16 protein-coding genes are annotated in these 16,206 nt (G+C 73.7%); 3 read left to right on the top strand and 13 right to left on the bottom strand.

Annotated features, from left to right (window positions below; translation table 11 throughout):
- Positions 1-425 precede the first annotated feature (425 nt).
- Complete coding sequence (locus ACQPZG_RS04065; RefSeq protein ID WP_433544361.1) at positions 426-1,052, top strand: class I SAM-dependent methyltransferase; 627 nt, start codon at positions 426-428, stop codon at positions 1,050-1,052.
- A 315-nt stretch (positions 1,053-1,367) separates the two neighbouring features.
- Here the strand turns inward: ACQPZG_RS04065 and ACQPZG_RS04060 are convergent, their stop codons facing one another.
- A complete protein-coding gene (locus ACQPZG_RS04060; RefSeq protein WP_433544360.1) occupies positions 1,368-2,129 on the bottom strand; it encodes a MerR family transcriptional regulator in 762 nt (253 codons plus the stop codon).
- A gap of 316 nt (positions 2,130-2,445) precedes the next feature.
- Between ACQPZG_RS04060 and ACQPZG_RS04055 the strand changes: the two genes are divergently transcribed.
- Entirely contained in the window at positions 2,446-3,003 is a 558-nt protein-coding gene (locus ACQPZG_RS04055; protein ID WP_433544359.1) for a hypothetical protein, read from the top strand.
- Between the two features lie 408 nt (positions 3,004-3,411).
- Here the strand turns inward: ACQPZG_RS04055 and ACQPZG_RS04050 are convergent, their stop codons facing one another.
- On the bottom strand, positions 3,412-3,960 hold the full coding sequence (locus ACQPZG_RS04050; RefSeq protein WP_433544358.1) for a flavin reductase family protein: 549 nt from the start codon (positions 3,958-3,960) through the stop codon (positions 3,412-3,414).
- A gap of 103 nt (positions 3,961-4,063) precedes the next feature.
- Here ACQPZG_RS04050 and ACQPZG_RS04045 point away from each other — a divergent pair, with 103 nt between their 5' ends.
- The gene (locus tag ACQPZG_RS04045) at positions 4,064-4,366 is read left to right on the top strand and encodes a hypothetical protein (RefSeq protein ID WP_433544357.1); all 303 of its coding nucleotides are present in this window, start codon (positions 4,064-4,066) and stop codon (positions 4,364-4,366) included.
- A 314-nt stretch (positions 4,367-4,680) separates the two neighbouring features.
- On the opposite strand, the gene ACQPZG_RS04040 is transcribed toward ACQPZG_RS04045, so the two are convergent.
- The 11 genes from ACQPZG_RS04040 to ACQPZG_RS03990 form a co-directional block, all read right to left on the bottom strand.
- Positions 4,681-6,306 (bottom strand): AMP-binding protein, encoded by a 1,626-nt coding sequence (locus ACQPZG_RS04040; RefSeq protein ID WP_433544356.1) that lies wholly within the window; start codon positions 6,304-6,306, stop codon positions 4,681-4,683.
- A complete protein-coding gene (locus tag ACQPZG_RS04035; RefSeq protein WP_433544355.1) occupies positions 6,303-7,202 on the bottom strand; it encodes a hypothetical protein in 900 nt (299 codons plus the stop codon). The genes ACQPZG_RS04040 and ACQPZG_RS04035 overlap by 4 nt, the downstream gene beginning before the upstream one ends.
- On the bottom strand, positions 7,192-7,878 hold the full coding sequence (locus tag ACQPZG_RS04030) for a 4'-phosphopantetheinyl transferase family protein (protein ID WP_433544354.1): 687 nt from the start codon (positions 7,876-7,878) through the stop codon (positions 7,192-7,194). Before ACQPZG_RS04030 ends, ACQPZG_RS04035 begins: the two co-directional genes overlap by 11 nt.
- A complete protein-coding gene (locus ACQPZG_RS04025; RefSeq protein WP_433544353.1) occupies positions 7,875-8,993 on the bottom strand; it encodes an acyl-CoA dehydrogenase family protein in 1,119 nt (372 codons plus the stop codon). Before ACQPZG_RS04025 ends, ACQPZG_RS04030 begins: the two co-directional genes overlap by 4 nt.
- On the bottom strand, positions 8,986-10,116 hold the full coding sequence (locus ACQPZG_RS04020) for an acyl-CoA dehydrogenase family protein (RefSeq protein ID WP_433544639.1): 1,131 nt from the start codon (positions 10,114-10,116) through the stop codon (positions 8,986-8,988). The genes ACQPZG_RS04025 and ACQPZG_RS04020 overlap by 8 nt, the downstream gene beginning before the upstream one ends.
- A gap of 74 nt (positions 10,117-10,190) precedes the next feature.
- On the bottom strand, positions 10,191-10,439 hold the full coding sequence (locus ACQPZG_RS04015; protein ID WP_433544352.1) for a phosphopantetheine-binding protein: 249 nt from the start codon (positions 10,437-10,439) through the stop codon (positions 10,191-10,193).
- Positions 10,440-10,444: 5 nt separating this feature from the next.
- A complete protein-coding gene (locus ACQPZG_RS04010; protein ID WP_433544638.1) occupies positions 10,445-11,680 on the bottom strand; it encodes a type III PLP-dependent enzyme in 1,236 nt (411 codons plus the stop codon).
- 43 nt (positions 11,681-11,723) lie between these two features.
- Complete coding sequence (locus ACQPZG_RS04005; protein ID WP_433544637.1) at positions 11,724-13,229, bottom strand: class I adenylate-forming enzyme family protein; 1,506 nt, start codon at positions 13,227-13,229, stop codon at positions 11,724-11,726.
- Positions 13,229-14,422: a hypothetical protein gene (locus ACQPZG_RS04000; protein WP_433544351.1), complete on the bottom strand. Its 1,194-nt coding sequence runs from the start codon at positions 14,420-14,422 to the stop codon at positions 13,229-13,231. The genes ACQPZG_RS04005 and ACQPZG_RS04000 overlap by 1 nt, the downstream gene beginning before the upstream one ends.
- Entirely contained in the window at positions 14,419-15,852 is a 1,434-nt protein-coding gene (locus ACQPZG_RS03995; protein ID WP_433544350.1) for a TrpB-like pyridoxal phosphate-dependent enzyme, read from the bottom strand. Before ACQPZG_RS03995 ends, ACQPZG_RS04000 begins: the two co-directional genes overlap by 4 nt.
- Positions 15,849-16,130 carry an acyl carrier protein gene (locus ACQPZG_RS03990; protein WP_433544349.1) on the bottom strand — a complete coding sequence of 94 codons (282 nt, stop codon included), beginning with the start codon at positions 16,128-16,130 and terminating at the stop codon, positions 15,849-15,851. Before ACQPZG_RS03990 ends, ACQPZG_RS03995 begins: the two co-directional genes overlap by 4 nt.
- Between the last annotated feature and the right edge of the window lie 76 nt (positions 16,131-16,206).

Raw genomic sequence — 16,206 nt, 5'->3', positions numbered from 1 at the left:
CCAGCGGGTTCGCCCCGTACGCGAATACCGAGATCGCACGGAAATGACCTCACCCCGTGTCTGCCTCACCCGTATCTGGGAGGGGCGCGACGACGGCACTCCTCTGCCGGGTCGTACCCCATGGACCTCGGTGTCCCGGATACAGCCCCCGCTCCCACCGAACGGACGGACTCCTGAGCGTGGAGAGCAGTTCTGCGCCGAGGCGACGCGGAGCCGACCTCACTGCATCCGTAGGCCGGCTGTCGTCAGTACCGACCGGGAGAGGTCCAGCATCGGGGCCCCACCCTTGCGACACCGGGCCGAAGCGGGGGTGCGCAGGAGGAGAGAGCAGAGGAGGCCGCGTCTGTGATCATAGGCAGGACGATCCGCGCCGTTCTCGCTCCCGTCCGCCGGCGGGGCGAGTGGGACAGAAATGGATGCCGAACATGTCCGAACAACGTGACCGGTGGGCGGAACTGACCGCCGGACAAGCCGGAGAGGGCTACGCCCGGCGCTTCGCACAGCTCGCCGACGCGGGTCACGACGTCCACGGTGAGGCCGCCTTCTGCACCGCCGTGCTGAATCCCGGCGCGCGCGTGCTCGACGCCGGCTGCGGCACCGGCCGGATCGCGATCCGGCTCACCGAGCTGGGCCACCACTGCACCGGTGTCGACATCGACTCCTCGATGCTCGCCGTCGCCCGTCGCGAGGCCCCCACGCAGGAGTGGCACCTCGCCGACCTGGCCCGCCTCGACAGCCTCGGTCTGGGCTCGGACTTCGACCTCGTGCTCGCCGCCGGAAACGTCGTCCCCCTGCTGGCCCCCGGCACCGAAGCGACTGTCGTCCGACAGCTGGTTTCCGCCCTGCGTCCCGGCGGTCTGCTGGTCACAGGCATGGGGCTGGACGCCGCACACCTCCCCCTGCCGGAGCCGCCACTGACCCTGGCGGAGTTCGACCACTGGTGCACCCAGGCCGGGCTCACTCTGCAACAGCGCTATGCCACCTGGAACGCCGAGCCCTACGAGGACGGCTGCGGCTATGCCGTCAGCGTGCACGCCCGTCCCGCTCCTTGAGTCCGCGCCCATCCCCCCGGCCCGGTACGTCCGCGCACCCGCGCGAACGCTCCCGCGCCGTGAGCCGTGACATGCCGCAGCCCCGAAGAGCCACCGCCGTTGTCTTGGTGCGGGAGGGCACGCAGGCAGGCGCAAGACACCCTCTGGCGCGATGCCCCCTCCGGAGGAGCCACACCTGATCGAGCCATCCAGTCCTTCCGGTCCTTGTGGAGACCGCAGCAGCCGGGGTCCGTCAGCGCATACCTACCGCGTGGTGCTGCGGGAGCGCGCACCTGCCCTCGACGGCCCGTTCCCCAAGGACAGGTGCGCGGTTTCTCAGCTCAGCCGGGTGGTGGCGTAGGCCTCGATGGCATCCCGCTGGTACGCGGCCAGCCCCGGGGTGATCGCCTCGTACGCGGCGCGCCACTGCTCGTTCTCCACGCAGGAGCGCCCGATCGCGCGGTACTCCTCAGCGGTGAGCGTCCTGAGCTGGGACACTGCCCGGTACTGGGCGTGGACCTCTGCCTGGACCGGGGCCGCGTCATACGGCGTGCCGGCGGTCAGCAACTCGGCCAGCCGGATCATCTGTGCGGTGCGCTCGCGCTGCCCGGCCTCCATCTCGGCTTCACTCATCGCCGAGGTGCGCCGCTCGGCGTCCTCGGCCAGCTCGGGGAAGTCGCGCAGGCTCTCCTCGTACTGGGCGGGCTGGACGCCCTCGAAGAGGTTCTCCGGTCGGTTGATGGCGCTCATGGTTCTGCCGTCCTTCCTGGACCGTTCCAGTTCGGCGATCGTGCGGGAGACAGTGCCGGCCAGGGCGTCGAGGCGATCGCGCTCCGCGAGCAGCCGCCGGTGGTGCCCCCGCAGGGCCTCCACCTCGTCGACCTGGGCGTCGAGGATCCGGCCGATCTCCGGCAGCCCCACGCCCAGCGCCCGCAGCACGAGGATCTGCTGCAGCAGCAGAAGTTGGCGTTCCCCGTAGTAGCGGTAGCCGTTCGCGCCGGTCCGGGCCGGCCGCAGCAGGCCGGTCTCGTCGTAGTGACGGAGTGTCCGGGCGCTTACGCCCGACATCCGGGCCACCTCCGAGATCGGCCAGTCCATTACGACTCCTGCACGTGTGTGTCGCCGGGCCGGTTTCTCCGGCCCTGGTCACGACGGTAGGAACTGCCGTAACGGCAACTACAACCCCGCAGCCGCATTTTCCTCGCGGGCCTTCGGACCTTCGGACCTTCGGGCTGTCGGGCTGTCGGCCTGAGGCACCCGCTTCGGCTTGCGGTCCGCGGGAGGGGTGGACGGCCTTGGCACCGAGGGGCCGGATGTGGCAACTTGTGGCTCCACTGGGCCAGTTCGTGAGACCGGCGACCACGGCCAGGGCCTGACGAACCGACGGCCTGACACAGCGACCACGGGGGAAACGATGCGCCTGCGGACGGCCCGTTACGGAGCCGCGATACTGACGGCTGTCTTCTTGACGGCCTCGACGGGATGCTCCTCGAAGGACGAGACGCAGCGGCTGGCCATGGGTGAGCCGGCCACCGTGCCGGCCAAGGGTGACGGCACGGTGACCTTCACCGTCCGCCGGATCGAGAAGGGCAACGCCTCCGATCTGAAAGCTCTCGACAAGACGGAGCAGTACGTCGGCAAGACGCCCTACTACGTCCGCTTCGCCTACACCAAGACCGAGGCCGACGGCGACTACGAGGCCTGGCGCCTGAGCCTCCTGGCCGGGGAGACCTCCCTCACCGGCCTGAGCGTCCTGCCCAGCTTCGACTTCCAGGATCCGATGAAACCGAAGACCCGCCGCTTCGACAGATGCCTGCCCGCCGACTCCGAGACGTACAGGAAGGCCGGGAAGGGCGACACGGTCGAGGGGTGCGCCGTCTACCTCGCCGAGGAGGGCACGGGCGAGGCGTCCCGGGTCGCCCTGATCGACGGGAACTACACGAACTCGCCGCAGAAGGTCACCTGGGAATAGCGAACGGGCCTCAACGCAGACGTCACCCCCGCGACCCGAACGGCGCACCACCGCCGTCCTCGACGACACCTGCGGCAGCTGGAACCGGATCGCCACGAAGTCGCGGGAGGCGGTGGCCACGGGCGCACGCACGAAGCGTGCAGGAGGCGGTGGCAACGGGCGCACGTACGAGGCGGTCGCACGGTCGGGATGCCGCACCGTGCGTACCGGGGAGCCTCGAAGAACACCGGGGGCGCGCCGGCCTTCGCCGCCGCGAGCGGGCTGCGGATCGTACGGGGCAATCCTCGGTCGCTCTCGCGCGCGAGGCGCGGCGGACCTCCCCCGTGCCGGTACAGCTGCACCGCCTGCTCCGCCGGGGCGGGGGTCGGCCCTTCGCTGTCGTCGACGGGGTCACCGGCTGCGGACGCGTCAGACCTGCGGGTCGAGCTGGTGGGCGCGGTGGCGGTGGAGGACCACGGGGTCGGCCTCCTCGTCCCGGAACGCCTCGATGGGGCCGCCCACCAGGAGGGTGTGGTCGCCCACCTCGATGGACCGTTCGACGGCGCAGGTGAACACGGCGGAGGTGTGGGTCAGGACGGGCTGGCCGTCACGAAGGGTGTGGGCGACGCCGTCGAAGCGCCGCAGGGCGTCTCCCTGGGCGAACCGGCGGTAGAGCTCCCGCTGCTGCCAGGAGACGACGTTGACGGCGAAGCCGCCGGTGCGCAGGGCGTGGAGCAGGGTACGGCTGGTGTTCGCGAGCGACACCAGCAGCGAGGGCGGCTGGACGGACAACGAGATGACGGAGTTGACGGTGCAGCCCAGCGGACCGTCCGGACTCTGCGTCGTGATGATGCTGACGCCGCTGGGGAGATGGGACATGGCGGCGCAGAAGGTGTCGCGGTCGGCACGCCGCCCGTGCTGGGGGCGGCTGCCGGAGGCCGACGGCAGGGACGTGACAGTGGGTGCGGGAAGGCCCATGAGGTGACTCCTCGGGAGGTGGGGGGGCAGAGGGGCGCGACGGACACGGGATCGGAGGTCCGGTGACGGGCCTCGGCGCTTGCTCCACGGCCGGCACCCGCGCGTGAGGTTCGTCGCGGCTGCCGGCAGCGGCGACGACGTGTCCCGGACGCCCGTGGCTGTGCTGCCGGACCGGCGGGCGGTATGCGGGGTGCGGGGACGGGTGGTCGGCGGGTTCGGCGGGTTCGGCGGGTTCGGCGGGTTCGGCGGGTTCGGCAAGGTAGCGCGGGCCCCGGCGGTCGGCGCCCCGGACGGACTCGGCGACGCGAGGGAAGCCGTCCGTGCCCAGTCCGTCCCCGCCGACGTCGCCGGGGACGGGGTCGGGGACGGGGTCGGGGGCAGGTGTCCCGCAGTGCCCGGCGCCTGACGAGCTCGTCCCGGCTGCGTCGTACGGCGCACCCGGATCCTGACGGCGGTCCCGGCGCTTCGGAGCGTGGGGCGACCGGGGGCGGGCCGAAGTCCGTGCAGAGGGCGACCGCCGCGGTGTCGCGCGGCGGCACCTCCGGCAGGAGCGGCGGGTTGTCGCGGTCGGGAGCGGCGCGGCGGACGGCGAGGACGCCCGGTCCGCGCTGCGGCAGGGGCTCGCGGGGGACGACGCCACGGACGGTGGGTCCCCGGTGGGACGGGTGGCGTGGCCCTCGGCGGGGCGGGCTCCGGCGAGGGCCACCGTCGGGCGACCCGTCATCGGAACTCCTTGGCCGGTGTCTCTGCGGGCTCGTCCTGCAGCAGGGCGGCGAGGGCCGCTCGGTCCGTCTTGCCGTTGCCGTTCAGGGGCAGTTCGGGGCGAACGTGCAGGAAGGAGGGGACCATGTAGGCGGGCAGCCGTTCACGGAGCGCGTCGAGCAGGGGGTCGGGGTCGGGGTCGTCGCCGGTGCACACCGCGTGCAGTTCGGTGCCGCCGTGCGTGGTGGGCAACGCGAGGACCACGGCGTCGTGCACGTCGGGCTGGTCGCGCAGTGCGGATTCGATCTCGCCGAGTTCGACGCGGTAGCCGTCGACCTTCACCTGGTGGTCGAGGCGTCCCAGGTGGAGGAGTCCGTCCCGGCCGACCGGGCGGACCCGGTCGCCGGTGCGGTACCACATGCGGGCCGGGATCCCGTCCGAGGGCCGGACGGCGGGACCGCGCGGCGCGCAAGCGGGGACGGCGGGACAGTCGCCGTCCAGGTCCCAGAAGCGTCCGACGTCGTCGGCGGGGTCCAGGTAGCCGGGGAAACGCTGGGGGCCCCGCACGCACAGTTCCCCCTCCTCCGTCGGCCGCCCCGCGGCGTCGAGGACGCGGTGCTCCAGGTGCGGGTAGACGTGGCCGATCGGCACCGTTCCGTTGGCGGTCGCGGACCAGTTCCCCATGTCGGTGTCGAGGGCGAACTCCGAGCAGGTAATGGTCAGTTCGGTGGGGCCGTAGAAGTTCTCCAGCCGCGACGACGGCGCCGCCGCCTGCCACGCCTGGGCCTGCTGGAGGGTGAGCGGCTCCCCCGCGAAGAGACTGTGCCGCAGCCCCGGCATGGCGCTGTGGCGCAGCGCCCGCAGCCGGCGGGCGAAGGAAATCACCGAGGGGACGGAGCACCAGTGGGTCAGGTCACGCTCGTTGACGAACCGTACGGGTGCCAGGATCTCGTCCCGGCTGGGGACGACCAGGGTCGCACCGCCGCCCCACGCGGCGAACATGTCGAACACCGAGACGTCGAAAGTGAGATCGAAGGTCTGGGAGAGGCGGGACCCGGGCCCGACCTCGTAGCGGTCGATGACATGGGCGAGGTACGGGGCGACGTTGCCCTGGAGTATCGGCACGCCCTTGGGGGCGCCGGTACTGCCGGAGGTGAACAGGATGTAGGCGGGCTCCCCCGGCTCCCCCGGCCCTCCCGGCCCTCCCATCTCCCCCGGGGACGCCGTGCCGTCGGCGGAGCCGCCGACCGCGTCGGCCAGGTCGAGCAACGGCACAGGCAGCCCGTGCGAGCCCTCGGGCCCGTCGGTCAGCACCAGGTCGAGCCCGGCCAGGCGGGCGACGGAGGCGTTGCGGGCTTCGGGCCATGCGGTGTTGAGTGGGACGACTGTGGCGCCGAGCCGTTGGACGGCCAGGTAACCGGCGTACGCAGCGGGCCGCCGGCCGGCCAGCAGACCGACGCGGCGCGGCGGGCCGGGGCAGGCCCGGAGGATACCGGCCGCGACACGGGCGCTGTACTCGTCGAGTTCGCGGTAGGTCAGGGCCTGCCCGTCGGCCTCCAGGGCGACGCGGCCGGGGTGGCGTCCGGCGGACGCGGCGAACCACGCGTGCAGGGTGCCGGGGTGGTCCCCGGTGCGGGCGGTCACCAGGCCGCTCCCGCGCTCACCGCGGCGGGACGGGGGGTGGCCGCGTCGCCGGGGCCGATCGCGGTGAGGATCCGGTCGAAGGCGGTGCGCACCAGGGAGGCGCGGGGCCTGCCGCGTGCCGCCGACTGGGCCGCGTAGCGCAGGGAGCGGGACAGCTCGCCCCACGCGGCGGCGGTCGCCGGTGCGGCGCCGTTCAGGTACTGGTGGTGGCGTGCCGCGGCCCAGAGGTCCTCGGCGTAGCGGACCAGTGCCTCCGGGTCGGACGGCAGCAGGTCGCGGAGGAGTGCGAGCGAGGCGGCGGTGCCCCGGACCCAGTCGCCGGGGCACGGGTCGAAGCGGCCGGCCCCGTGTTCCAGCCAGCGGTGGTTCCCCGGATCGGGCACCCAGGCGGGGCCGCCGCCGAGGGCGTACACGTCGCGCTGGTGCAGCACGGTGTCCAGGCCCGGCAACGGGGCGAGCAGTGCGCGCAGTTCGGCTTCGTCGGCCCAGCCGCGGTGCGGGAACTGACGGCCCTCGGGCAGCAGGGCGTCGAAGTCGTCCACCACCAGCCAGCGGTCGCCGTCGCGGGCGGCGAGGCGAAGCCAGTGCGGCACGTCGCGCACGCGGTGGGACGGGCTCCACGGCAGGTTGCGGCAGTTGGCCACGGCGAGGACGTCGCCCCGGCGGGCGAACTCGCTCCGGAGGGCGGAGAGGGTGTCGTCCCAGCGGCGTGCGCCGCGGTAGCCGAAGTCCGGTGCCACCCGGTCGTGGTGACTGAAGGCCAGGGTGCCGTCGAGGCCGTCGCGGCGGAGGGAGAGGGTGAAGCCCGCCGCCAGCTTCCGTTCGGCAGCGGGGTCGACGAGACGGAGGTGTTCCTTGAGGTTGGTGGTGTAGCAGCTCAGTGCTTCAGCGGGCACGGCCATCTCCAAAGGCGCAACTCACGGGGTGGATGCTGAGGTGACGCAGGGCGATCCAGGTGAGATCGCCGAGGGTGCCGGTGCTGGGCCGCACCGGGATGTCGAGGGACCACGGGCGGCCGGCGATACCGGTGCCGTCGGCCTTCACACAGGCCTCCTGCACGGTCCACACCCAGGCGAATTCCAGGGCGCGGCGGTCGGCGGGCAGCGGGGACAGTTCCGCGGCGCGTTCGCGCAGACACCGGCGGACCAGACCGGGCGGCAGATCCGGGCCGGGGGGCAACTGGACGTCCACGCCCACACGTCGGCCGGGGGCCACCGCGGCGGCCACCAGGTCACCGCCCGCGGCGTCGTCCGCTCCGTCGTGCGAGAGGCTGACCCCCAGGCCGGGCAGCCCCTCCAGCACGGGCCGGCCGCGGGCGCCGGCGGTCAGCGGGACGTCCTGGGCCGCGGGGCACACTGTGGCGAGCAGGGAGCGCAGCAGCCCCCGGGCGGCGAGGGACTGGCGGTGTTGCCACTGCGGCCGGCCCCTCACGTCCGCCAGGTCGTCGGGGTGCGTGCTCGGGGCGGCCGCGCGTGCCCAGGCCACCCACACGCCGGGCGCCGCCTCGACGGTGACGGGGCCGGCCTGTCGGGACGCGGGGGCAGGGCGCGCCGGGGCGGGGACGCCCGTCACGACGCCACCCCGCAGGGCCGGGGCAGCAGGGCCTCGGCCTGGTCGGCGACAGAGGCGAGGACGGTCTCGGTGCTGCCGCCGGCGATGCCGAACAACGCGGCCTCGGCGCGCCGGTGCTGCATGCCTGCGGCGGCGAAGCCGTCGGCACCGCTCAGGTGCGCGCAGACGTCGAGGACGTGATCGGCCGTCTCTCCGGCTGCCGCCTTCACCAGCGCCGCAGCGGTGTGGTCGTGTTCGGCGGCGACGGCGGAGCCCAACGTCTCGACCAGGGCCTCCAGTTGGCGGGTGCGGACCAGGGCGGCGGCAAGCCGTTGGCGGATCGCGGGCTGCTCCCAGAGGCCGTGTTCCGCCAGCCGGTCACGGGTGTCGGCCAGCGCCCGGCGGCAGGCCGCCGCCGCCCACAGACCGCCGGCGAGACGCTCCACCGCGATGTGCCGGGCGAACAGGGGCAGTCCGCGCCCCGCACCGCCGACCGGTCCGTCCGCGAGCACCGGGACGCCGTCGAGGTGGACGTGTCCGGTGCCGGATCCCGTGAAGTACGGGCTCGGTGCCGCCTCGACCTGTACGCGCGGGTCGTCGGCGGGCACGAGGTACCAGCTGAAGTGGGTGAAGTGGGGGCCGGGGCGGCGGCGGGCCAGGACGAGCAGCAGGTCGGCGTGGACCGCGTTGGTGATCCAGCGTTTGGTGCCGCGCAGCACCGTCCCGGTGCCCGTCTCCTCGGCGTGTGTCGTCAGGGCGGTGAGATCGGAGCCGGGGCCGCTGTCGGTGGCGGCCAGGGCCACGACCGAGCGGCCGTCGAGCATGCGCCGTCCGACGTCTCCCACGGCCGGACCGCGCCGACCCGCCTCCGCCAGCAGCGGCAGCACGGTGGCGGCCTGGACGCAGACCGAGAGCAGCGGGCCAGTGCCCTCCTGCGCCTCGGAGCGGACGATCAGGTCGCGGAGCCGGTCGGGCACGATCCCGCGTTCGGGCTGTCCCTCCTGGTAGAGCCCGCGCAGTGCACCCGCCGCACCCAGGCGCGCCCACAGCTCCCGCCCGGACCCGGTGCCGGCCGGCGCGGACCGCGCCGTCGGCCCGGGGCGGCTGCCCCGGAGGGGCTCCACGACCTCAGACAAGGCGTACCTCCGCGTCGAGGAGGGTGAGCTTGCCGTCGGCCAGCAGCAGCCGGTCGTTGCTGAAGTTGAGACTCGCCGACCGCAGGTCGCGCAGGGCGCGTTCCAGCGCGACGGGCGAGTCCCGCAGGTAGCCGTGGCGCAGCCCGACCGCGTCCACCAGTTCCTGCACCGCCGAGTGGCACTGCTCGGATGCGGTCACCTTCAGTCCGTTGACCAGGAGTTGGACGCGGGGCCGGGAGACGTCCTCGTGCACGACTGTGTCCAGGGTGTGGGCCAGCAGCGCGGCAACGGCCTCCAGGCGGTGCCGTACCCGGGCGAGCCGGGTGAGCAGCAGTTCGGAGTCGAGGCAGGCGCCGCCGCGGGTCCGGGGGGAGCGGAGCATGCCGACGGTGCGCGCCAGCGCACCCTCGGCGGTGCCCAGCCAGGCGGCGCTCCAGCCGAGGTGGGCGAGGGGTCCGAAGGTGTGCGTGACGACGTCGCGGAAACGGCCGTGCTCCCCCACGACCTGGTGGTCGGGGACGGTGCCGCGCAGGTGGAGCGCACCGCTGTGACTGGCCCGCATGCCGTGCGGGTCCCAGCCGCCGGCGGAGGCCACCTCCAGCTGGCTCCGGTCGGCGTACACCAGCGAGACGTCCTGCTCGTTCTCGGAGTCCGGGCTGCGCATGGTGACGAGGAAGCCGTCCGCGTGGGCGCCGCCGGTGACGATCGGCGCGAAGCGGTCCAGGAGGAGGTGGCCCTCGCGCTGTTCGAGGGGCGCGGTGGCGGTGAGGAGTGCGCCGCCCTTGCCGGCCTCGGTGGTGACCGAGGCCAGGTACACCCCGCCCGCTCCGATCCGGGGCAGGAGTTCCTCGCGCAGCGTGCCGTCGGCGTGCTGCACCAGGGCGGCCACCTGCTGGCAGTGCATCGCGAAGATCATGGCGAGCGACATGTCCTCGCGGCCCAGTCGTCGGGTGGCGGTGAGCACGTCGCCCAGGTCGCCGCCGAGTCCGCCCTCGGCGGTGGGCACGAGCAGGCCGAGCAGCCGGGTGTCGCGCAGCGATCGCAGCGCCTCGACGGGGAACGCGGCTTCGGTGTCGGTGCGGCGCGCGTGTACCGCGGTGACCTCGGCGACCTCCTCGACCAGCGGCGCGAGGAGGAGCGAGGACGGGCCCCGGTCGGCCGCGTCGGCGACCGGGTCGGGCGCGGTGGTGGTGGCGCTCACGCGACCGCCTCCGAGGTGCGCGCGGCGTCCACGGCCCGCCACAGCGAGCCGGCGGTCGCGAAGGTCTCCTCGTTGAGGTCGTCGTCGGGCAGCGAGACGTCCATCTCGTCCTCGATGGCGAACAGCAGGTCGACCGACTTCATCGAGTCGAGCCCGAGGTCGTGCAGCCGGGTGTCGTCGGTGAGGGCTTGTTCCTGGAGGCGGGGCAGGTGGTCGCGGAGCACTTTCTCGAACACGGCGTTCATGGGGTTCAGTCCTTCCGGGTGAGCGTGAGACGGGTGAGGTGCGGTGCGGCGTCGCCGTCGACGGCGACTTCGAGGGGGGCCGGGTGGCCCAGGAAGGCGAGCAGGCTGGCGGACAGCCCGTAGGCGCCGACGTTGGGGACGGCGAGCAGGTCGCCGGGGCGCAGCGGGGGCAGCGGGGCCTGCCGGGCCCAGGTGTCGAGCGGGGTGCACAGGGGGCCGGTGACCAGGGTGGGCCGTGGTGCGCCGCGTCCTGCCGCTCCGGTGAGCAGGGTCGGGTTGAGCGGGGGCAGGCGGCGCAGGCCGGCCATGCCGCCGAGGTGGTTGATGCCGGACTCCAGGACGGCGACGTCCCGGCCGTGCGACCGCTTCACGTCGAGCACCCGGGTGAGGAGGGTCCCGGCGGTGCCCACCAGGTAGCGGCCGGACTCGTATGCCGGGCGGGGTGCTCCGTCGCGCCAGCCGGGTGCGGAGGTGTCGAGCAGTTCGGTGAGCCCTTCGCGCAGGCCGGTCAGGTCGGCCGCCCCGCCCTCCTTGGCGAAGGGGGCGCCGAAGCCGCCGCCCAGGTCGAGGGTGGTGTCCAGCCTCGCGGTGTGCGGGCTCAGGGCGGCGCGGATCCGGGCCGCCGTGGTGAGCGACTGCCGGAACTGCGCGAGCAGGTCGGGTACGTGGGTGAGGTTGGTGCCCATGTAGAGGTGCAGGCCGGTGACCTCGACGTGGGTGCGGTCCCCGAAGCGCTCCGGCTCGTCGGTGATCCACCGCGCGTCGGCGCCGAACTGGGAGGCGACGCCGGTCATGGCGAGGCCCTGCCCGGCTGCGGGCCGGTCGTCGTTGACCCGCAGCAGGGTCCGTGCCCGCACTCCCGCCCGGCCGGCGAGCCGGTCGAGCTGGTCGAGGCCGGTCGGGGAGTCGGCGCAGAACTCGCGGACGCCCTTCTCCAGGGCCCGTTCGATGTCCTGGTCGCGTTTGCCGGGCCCTGTGTAGAGGACCTGCCGGGCGTCCCACCCGGCGTCGAGAGCGGCGTCGAGTTCTCCGGGCGAGCACACCTCGGGCAGGGTCCCGGCCTCCCTGAGGGTGCGCAGAACGCCGGGGTGGGAGTTGGCCTTGAGGGAGTAGTAGAGGTCGGCCGGTTCGGGGAGGGCCCCGCGCAGCCGGGCGGCGTTGTCCCGGACGCGTGCGAGGTCGTACACGTAGGCGGGCGTCTCGGCGCCCGCGTCCAGTGCGGCGGAGAGCGCAGCGGGCAGGGTGTCGGGAACGGTTTCGGCGTCGGGCCGGGCGGTGGTCGTGTCAGACACGGTCGGCCACCTCCCGGGCGAGGGCCTTGCGGTCGACCTTGCCGTTGCGGGTCAGGGGCAGGGCGGGCAGCGGCACGCAGCGGCGGGGCACCTTGAACTCCTCGATCTCCTCGCGCATGGCGTCCAGGACGTCCGCGGGTCCGCGCTCGGAGACCATCACCAGGATCGCGGGCGAGCCGTCGGCCGGTGGCAGCACGGCGGCCTGTTCGACGCCCCCCACACGCCGGGCGGCGGCTTCCACCTCGGTGGCGCTGACCCGGAAACCGCGCTCCTTGTAGAGGTCGTCGCGGCGGCCGGCGAAGTGGACGAAACCGTGTTCGTCGAGCCAGCCGTGGTCGCCGGTCCGCAGCTCGGGGAAGAGCCCGTCGCGGCGCGGGAACCGCTGGGCGGTCAGCTCCGGGCGGCGCCAGTAACCGGCCATGACGTGCGGGCCGCGCACCACCAGTTCGCCGACCTCGCCCGGGGGCCGTCGCTCGCCGTCCGGGCCGGCCGCGTAGATCTCGGTTCCGGGCAGGGCCCGGCCGCAGCTCCCGGGGTGCTCCAGGTCGGCGTCCGGCGGGTTGATGGCGGCGCGTTTGCACTCGGTGAGCCCGAACATGAGCTGCACACGCAGCTCCGGGACGGCGGCCCGCAGCACGGCGAGGGGCTGCGGGGGCATGGCGGCTCCGGTGTTGGTGAGCAGCCGTAGCCGCAGGCCGTGGTCGGGCGAACGGCGCACCAGTTTGGCCAGCGTTTCGGCGACGGCGGGCACGGAGGCCAGGACGGTGGCGTCCACGGCCTCGATGTTGCGCAGCAGGGTGGCTCCGACTTCGGCGGGCAGTCCGAGGTGTACCGCCGCCCCGCTCAGTGCGCCGAGGAACAACTGGTAGAGGCCGTAGTCGAAGGAGAGGGGAAGCGGGCTGTAGACCACGTCGTCGGGGCGGTACTTCAGTTCTCCCTGGATGGCGTGGAGGGCGAACAGCGCCTGTTGGTGGGTGCTCACCACGGCTTTCGGGGCCGCGGTGGTGCCGGAGGTGTAGATCAGGCAGACCGGGTCGACCGGGAGCGGAGCGTCCACGTCGGTCGCGTCGGCGCCCGGTCCGGGCAGGCCGGGGGCCGGTTCCGGGGCCGGGCTCCGTGGGACGTCGGAGAGGCGGGCGGTGGTGATGCCGCGCTCGACGGCCAGGCGCCGGGCATCCTCGTCGTCGGTGAGCAGGAGGACGGGTTCGGCGTCGTCCAGGACGTGGGCCAGGGCCCGCCCGCGGGTCTGCTCGTGCAGCAGCGCGAAGGGGGCGCCGATCCGGGAGGCGGCGTAGACGACGACGGCGACCTCGACGACCGAGGGAGCCACCACCACGACGCGCTCCCCGCGGTGGACGCCGAGGGTGCGCATCCAGTCGGCGGCCGAACGGCTGGCGACGGCGAGTTCGCCATGGGTGAGGGAGTCCTGCGAGGTGGTCACGGCGGGCGTGTCGGGTGTGCGGTTCGCCGCGGTGTCGATGAGATCGTGCAGCAGGATCACGACGTCTCCCGGTGGGCGCGGGCGGTGATGCGGCACAGGCCGCTGAGATCGTGGAGGTTCTCCGGGACGAGATCGGCGGCGTCGAACTCGATGTGCAGCCGTTCCTCGATCCGCTCGACGATGTCGACCATGCGGAACGAGCTGAAGTGCGGCGTCCCGGTCAGCGCTCGGCCCGCCAGCAGCTCGGCGGCCGGGACCCGGAGCACGGCGGCGGCCTCTTCGGCGACGGCCGTGCGCAGCGCATCCGCGTCGTCCGGGGAGCCGGTTGCCGCTGCCCCGGCCCCGGCGGTGGCCCGGGTGGTCTCGCGGACCGGTGACGACGCGGTGAACACCCGGGAGTCGGCGTACAGGAGTTCAGCGAGCCGTTCCAGCGGGCCGGTGGGTTCCGGTCGGCCGCGCTGGACGCGGCGGTGGGCGAGGAAGGTCTGTTCCGCCAGCTTGCCCCAGTCCGTCAGGTGCTCCTCGACAACCGCCGCCGGGGAGCCGGCAGCGGCCAGGTGAGCGGCGTGCAGCCGCCGGGCCCGGACCAGCAGCCAGGTCTCCAGGGTGAGCCGGGCAAGGGCCTCTTCGCGGTCGGGGTGCTCGCGATAGGCGCGCACGTACGACTCGACAGCCGCCGCGGTGGCGGGCGCGAACTCGGTGGTGAGCTGCGGGACCCCGGCGCGGGCCGTGCGGTGGACGCGCGCGCCGTCGGGCAGGGCCTCGGCGAGCTCCTCCTCGGTGAGGGTCCAGGCGCCCGGCCGGGCCGGGCCGTACGGGGTGTCGTTGTGGTAGCCGTCGCGCACCACGGTCCGTCCGGTGACGTCCCTGGCGAGCAGGAAGCTGTGGTCCATGTGGGCGTGGCCGTAGTAGGGCACCCAGGGCAGGTGGTAGGCGTCGGCGATCACGTACACGGTGCCGGGGCCGGCCGGCGGGATCCCGGTGCCGGGCGGCAGGGTATGACGGTCCGTGAGGGACAGCCCGAGTGCCGCGGCGGTGCCCTCGACGTGCGTGCCGGTGTCCGGCTCGACGGTCGGCAGGCGGCCTGGACCGCGGTCGCGCGGCGCGAATTCCAGACGCGCGCCGAGGACGAGCGGCGACACGCCGTACTCCGCGCGGGCCAGCCAGGCCAGGTTGACCTGGAGACAGTCCATCAGCTCGGCGTGCAGGTCCTCCGGCGGGGCGGCCTGCGGGAGGGCGGGGGCGGTCATCGCACCTCCTTGAGCCCTACGGGACTGCCTGTCGGCTGTCGTCCGGCCGTCCCGGCGCGCGGAAGGGTGGTCCGGTCGGACGCCGTGTCGGTGTGCACCGGTGTGCCGAGGGGGGCGAGGCCCGCGACGGCGTCGGTGAGCGCCGCCGGGTCCGGCGCGCGGTCGGTCAGTTCACCTTCGAGGAACTGCTGGTAGGCGCCGAGGTCCAGGTAGCCGTGGCCGCTCACGCAGACCAGGACTCCGGTGCGGGCGCGGCCGGCGCCGCCGTCCGTGTCGCCGTCGCCCGCCGCGCGGGCGGCAGCGGCCAGGGCGTGTCCGGACTCCGGTGCGGGCAGGGTCATCTCCGCCGTGGTGAACGCGCGGCCCGCGGCGAGGGCGGCGACCTGGTCGACGGCGGTGGCGGAGACCTGTCCCGCGTGCCGCATCGCGGAGATGAGTTTGGCGGCCCCGTGGTAGCGCAGACCCGCCGAGTGGGAGTCGGGGATGGCGTACTCGCTGCCGATGGTGTACATGGCCTCCAGCGGGGACGACCCGGTGGCGTCCGTGCGGTCGTAGGCGTACACACCGCGGGTCAGTTTCGGCGTCGCGCTGGACTCCGCGGCGATCAGGGCCGGCGGTTCGGTGCCCCCGGCGGCGGCCAGGGCGTGGAAGGGCAGGGCGATGCCCCCGAAGTTGGAGCCCGCTCCGACGCAGCCGACCACGGCGTCGACCTCGCCCCCCTGTTCGGCGAGCTGGTCGATGGCCTCCAGGCCGATGACGGACTGGTGCAGGATGCTGTACGTCTCACCGCTGCCGATGCAGAACGCCGCGCCGTCCGTCCGTGCGGCGTACTCGACGGCCTCGCCGATCGCGAGCGAGAGGCTGTTGCCCGCCGACCGGCCGGAGCGGGCGACTTCGGTGAGGGTGCTGGGGCTGGAGATGACGCGCGCGCCGAGCATCCGCATCAGCACGCCGCGGTACGGCTTGCGTTCCAGGCTGCCGCCGACCATGAAGACGGTGCACCGCATGCCGAAGCGGGCGCAGGCGGCGGCCAGGGCGGTGCCCCACTGGCCGGCTCCGGTGCCGGTGACCAGTTCCCGCACGCCCGCCCGGTGGTAGTAGTAGGCCTGGGCGAGCGCGGTGTTGAGCTTGTGACTGCCGGAGATGTTGCCGCCCTCGTACTTCACCCAGATGGGCACCCGGGCGCCCACCGCCTTCTCGAAGGTGCGGGCTCGCCACAGCGGGGTGGGACGGAACCGCCGGTAGGCGTCCGCGACTTCCGCGGGGATGTCCCAGTACTCGCGTGACTGCACGTTCTGGCGGACGAGTTCCATCGGCAGGTTCGCCTGCACGCTGCCGCCGTCGCCTGCGGAGTGCTGGGTACGGTCGGCCGGCAGCGGCTGACCGAGGTGGGGCAGGACGCTGCGCCACTGGCGGGGGACGTCGGTCATGCGGCGGCCTCGCTGCTCTGCTCGACGATCGCGGTGATGTCGGCGACGGTGGCGAAGGACCTGCCGACGAACAGTTCGTCGGAGAGGGCGACGCCGGTCTCCTCCTCGACCTGGACCAGAAGGCCGATGAGGGTGAGGGAGTTGATGCGCAGACGTTCGCCGTTGAGTGGTTCGTCGTCCGTCAGGGCGCGCGGGTCGGCGGGGGGTTCGGAGGCCGCCGCGACGACCTTCTTGACGACGCTGGTGAGGTGGTGCGGCGTGATCTGTGCGTGCTGCATGCCATTCCTTTGACGGAGCGGGAAGGGGATACGCGATACGCGGAGCGTCCGGGAGGGCTGGGCGCGTGACCGGACG

This window comes from Streptomyces sp. CA-294286, from assembly GCF_050947155.1.
In the GTDB taxonomy this organism is placed as follows: domain Bacteria; phylum Actinomycetota; class Actinomycetes; order Streptomycetales; family Streptomycetaceae; genus Streptomyces.
This window is presented reverse-complemented; position numbering and strand designations above follow the sequence as displayed.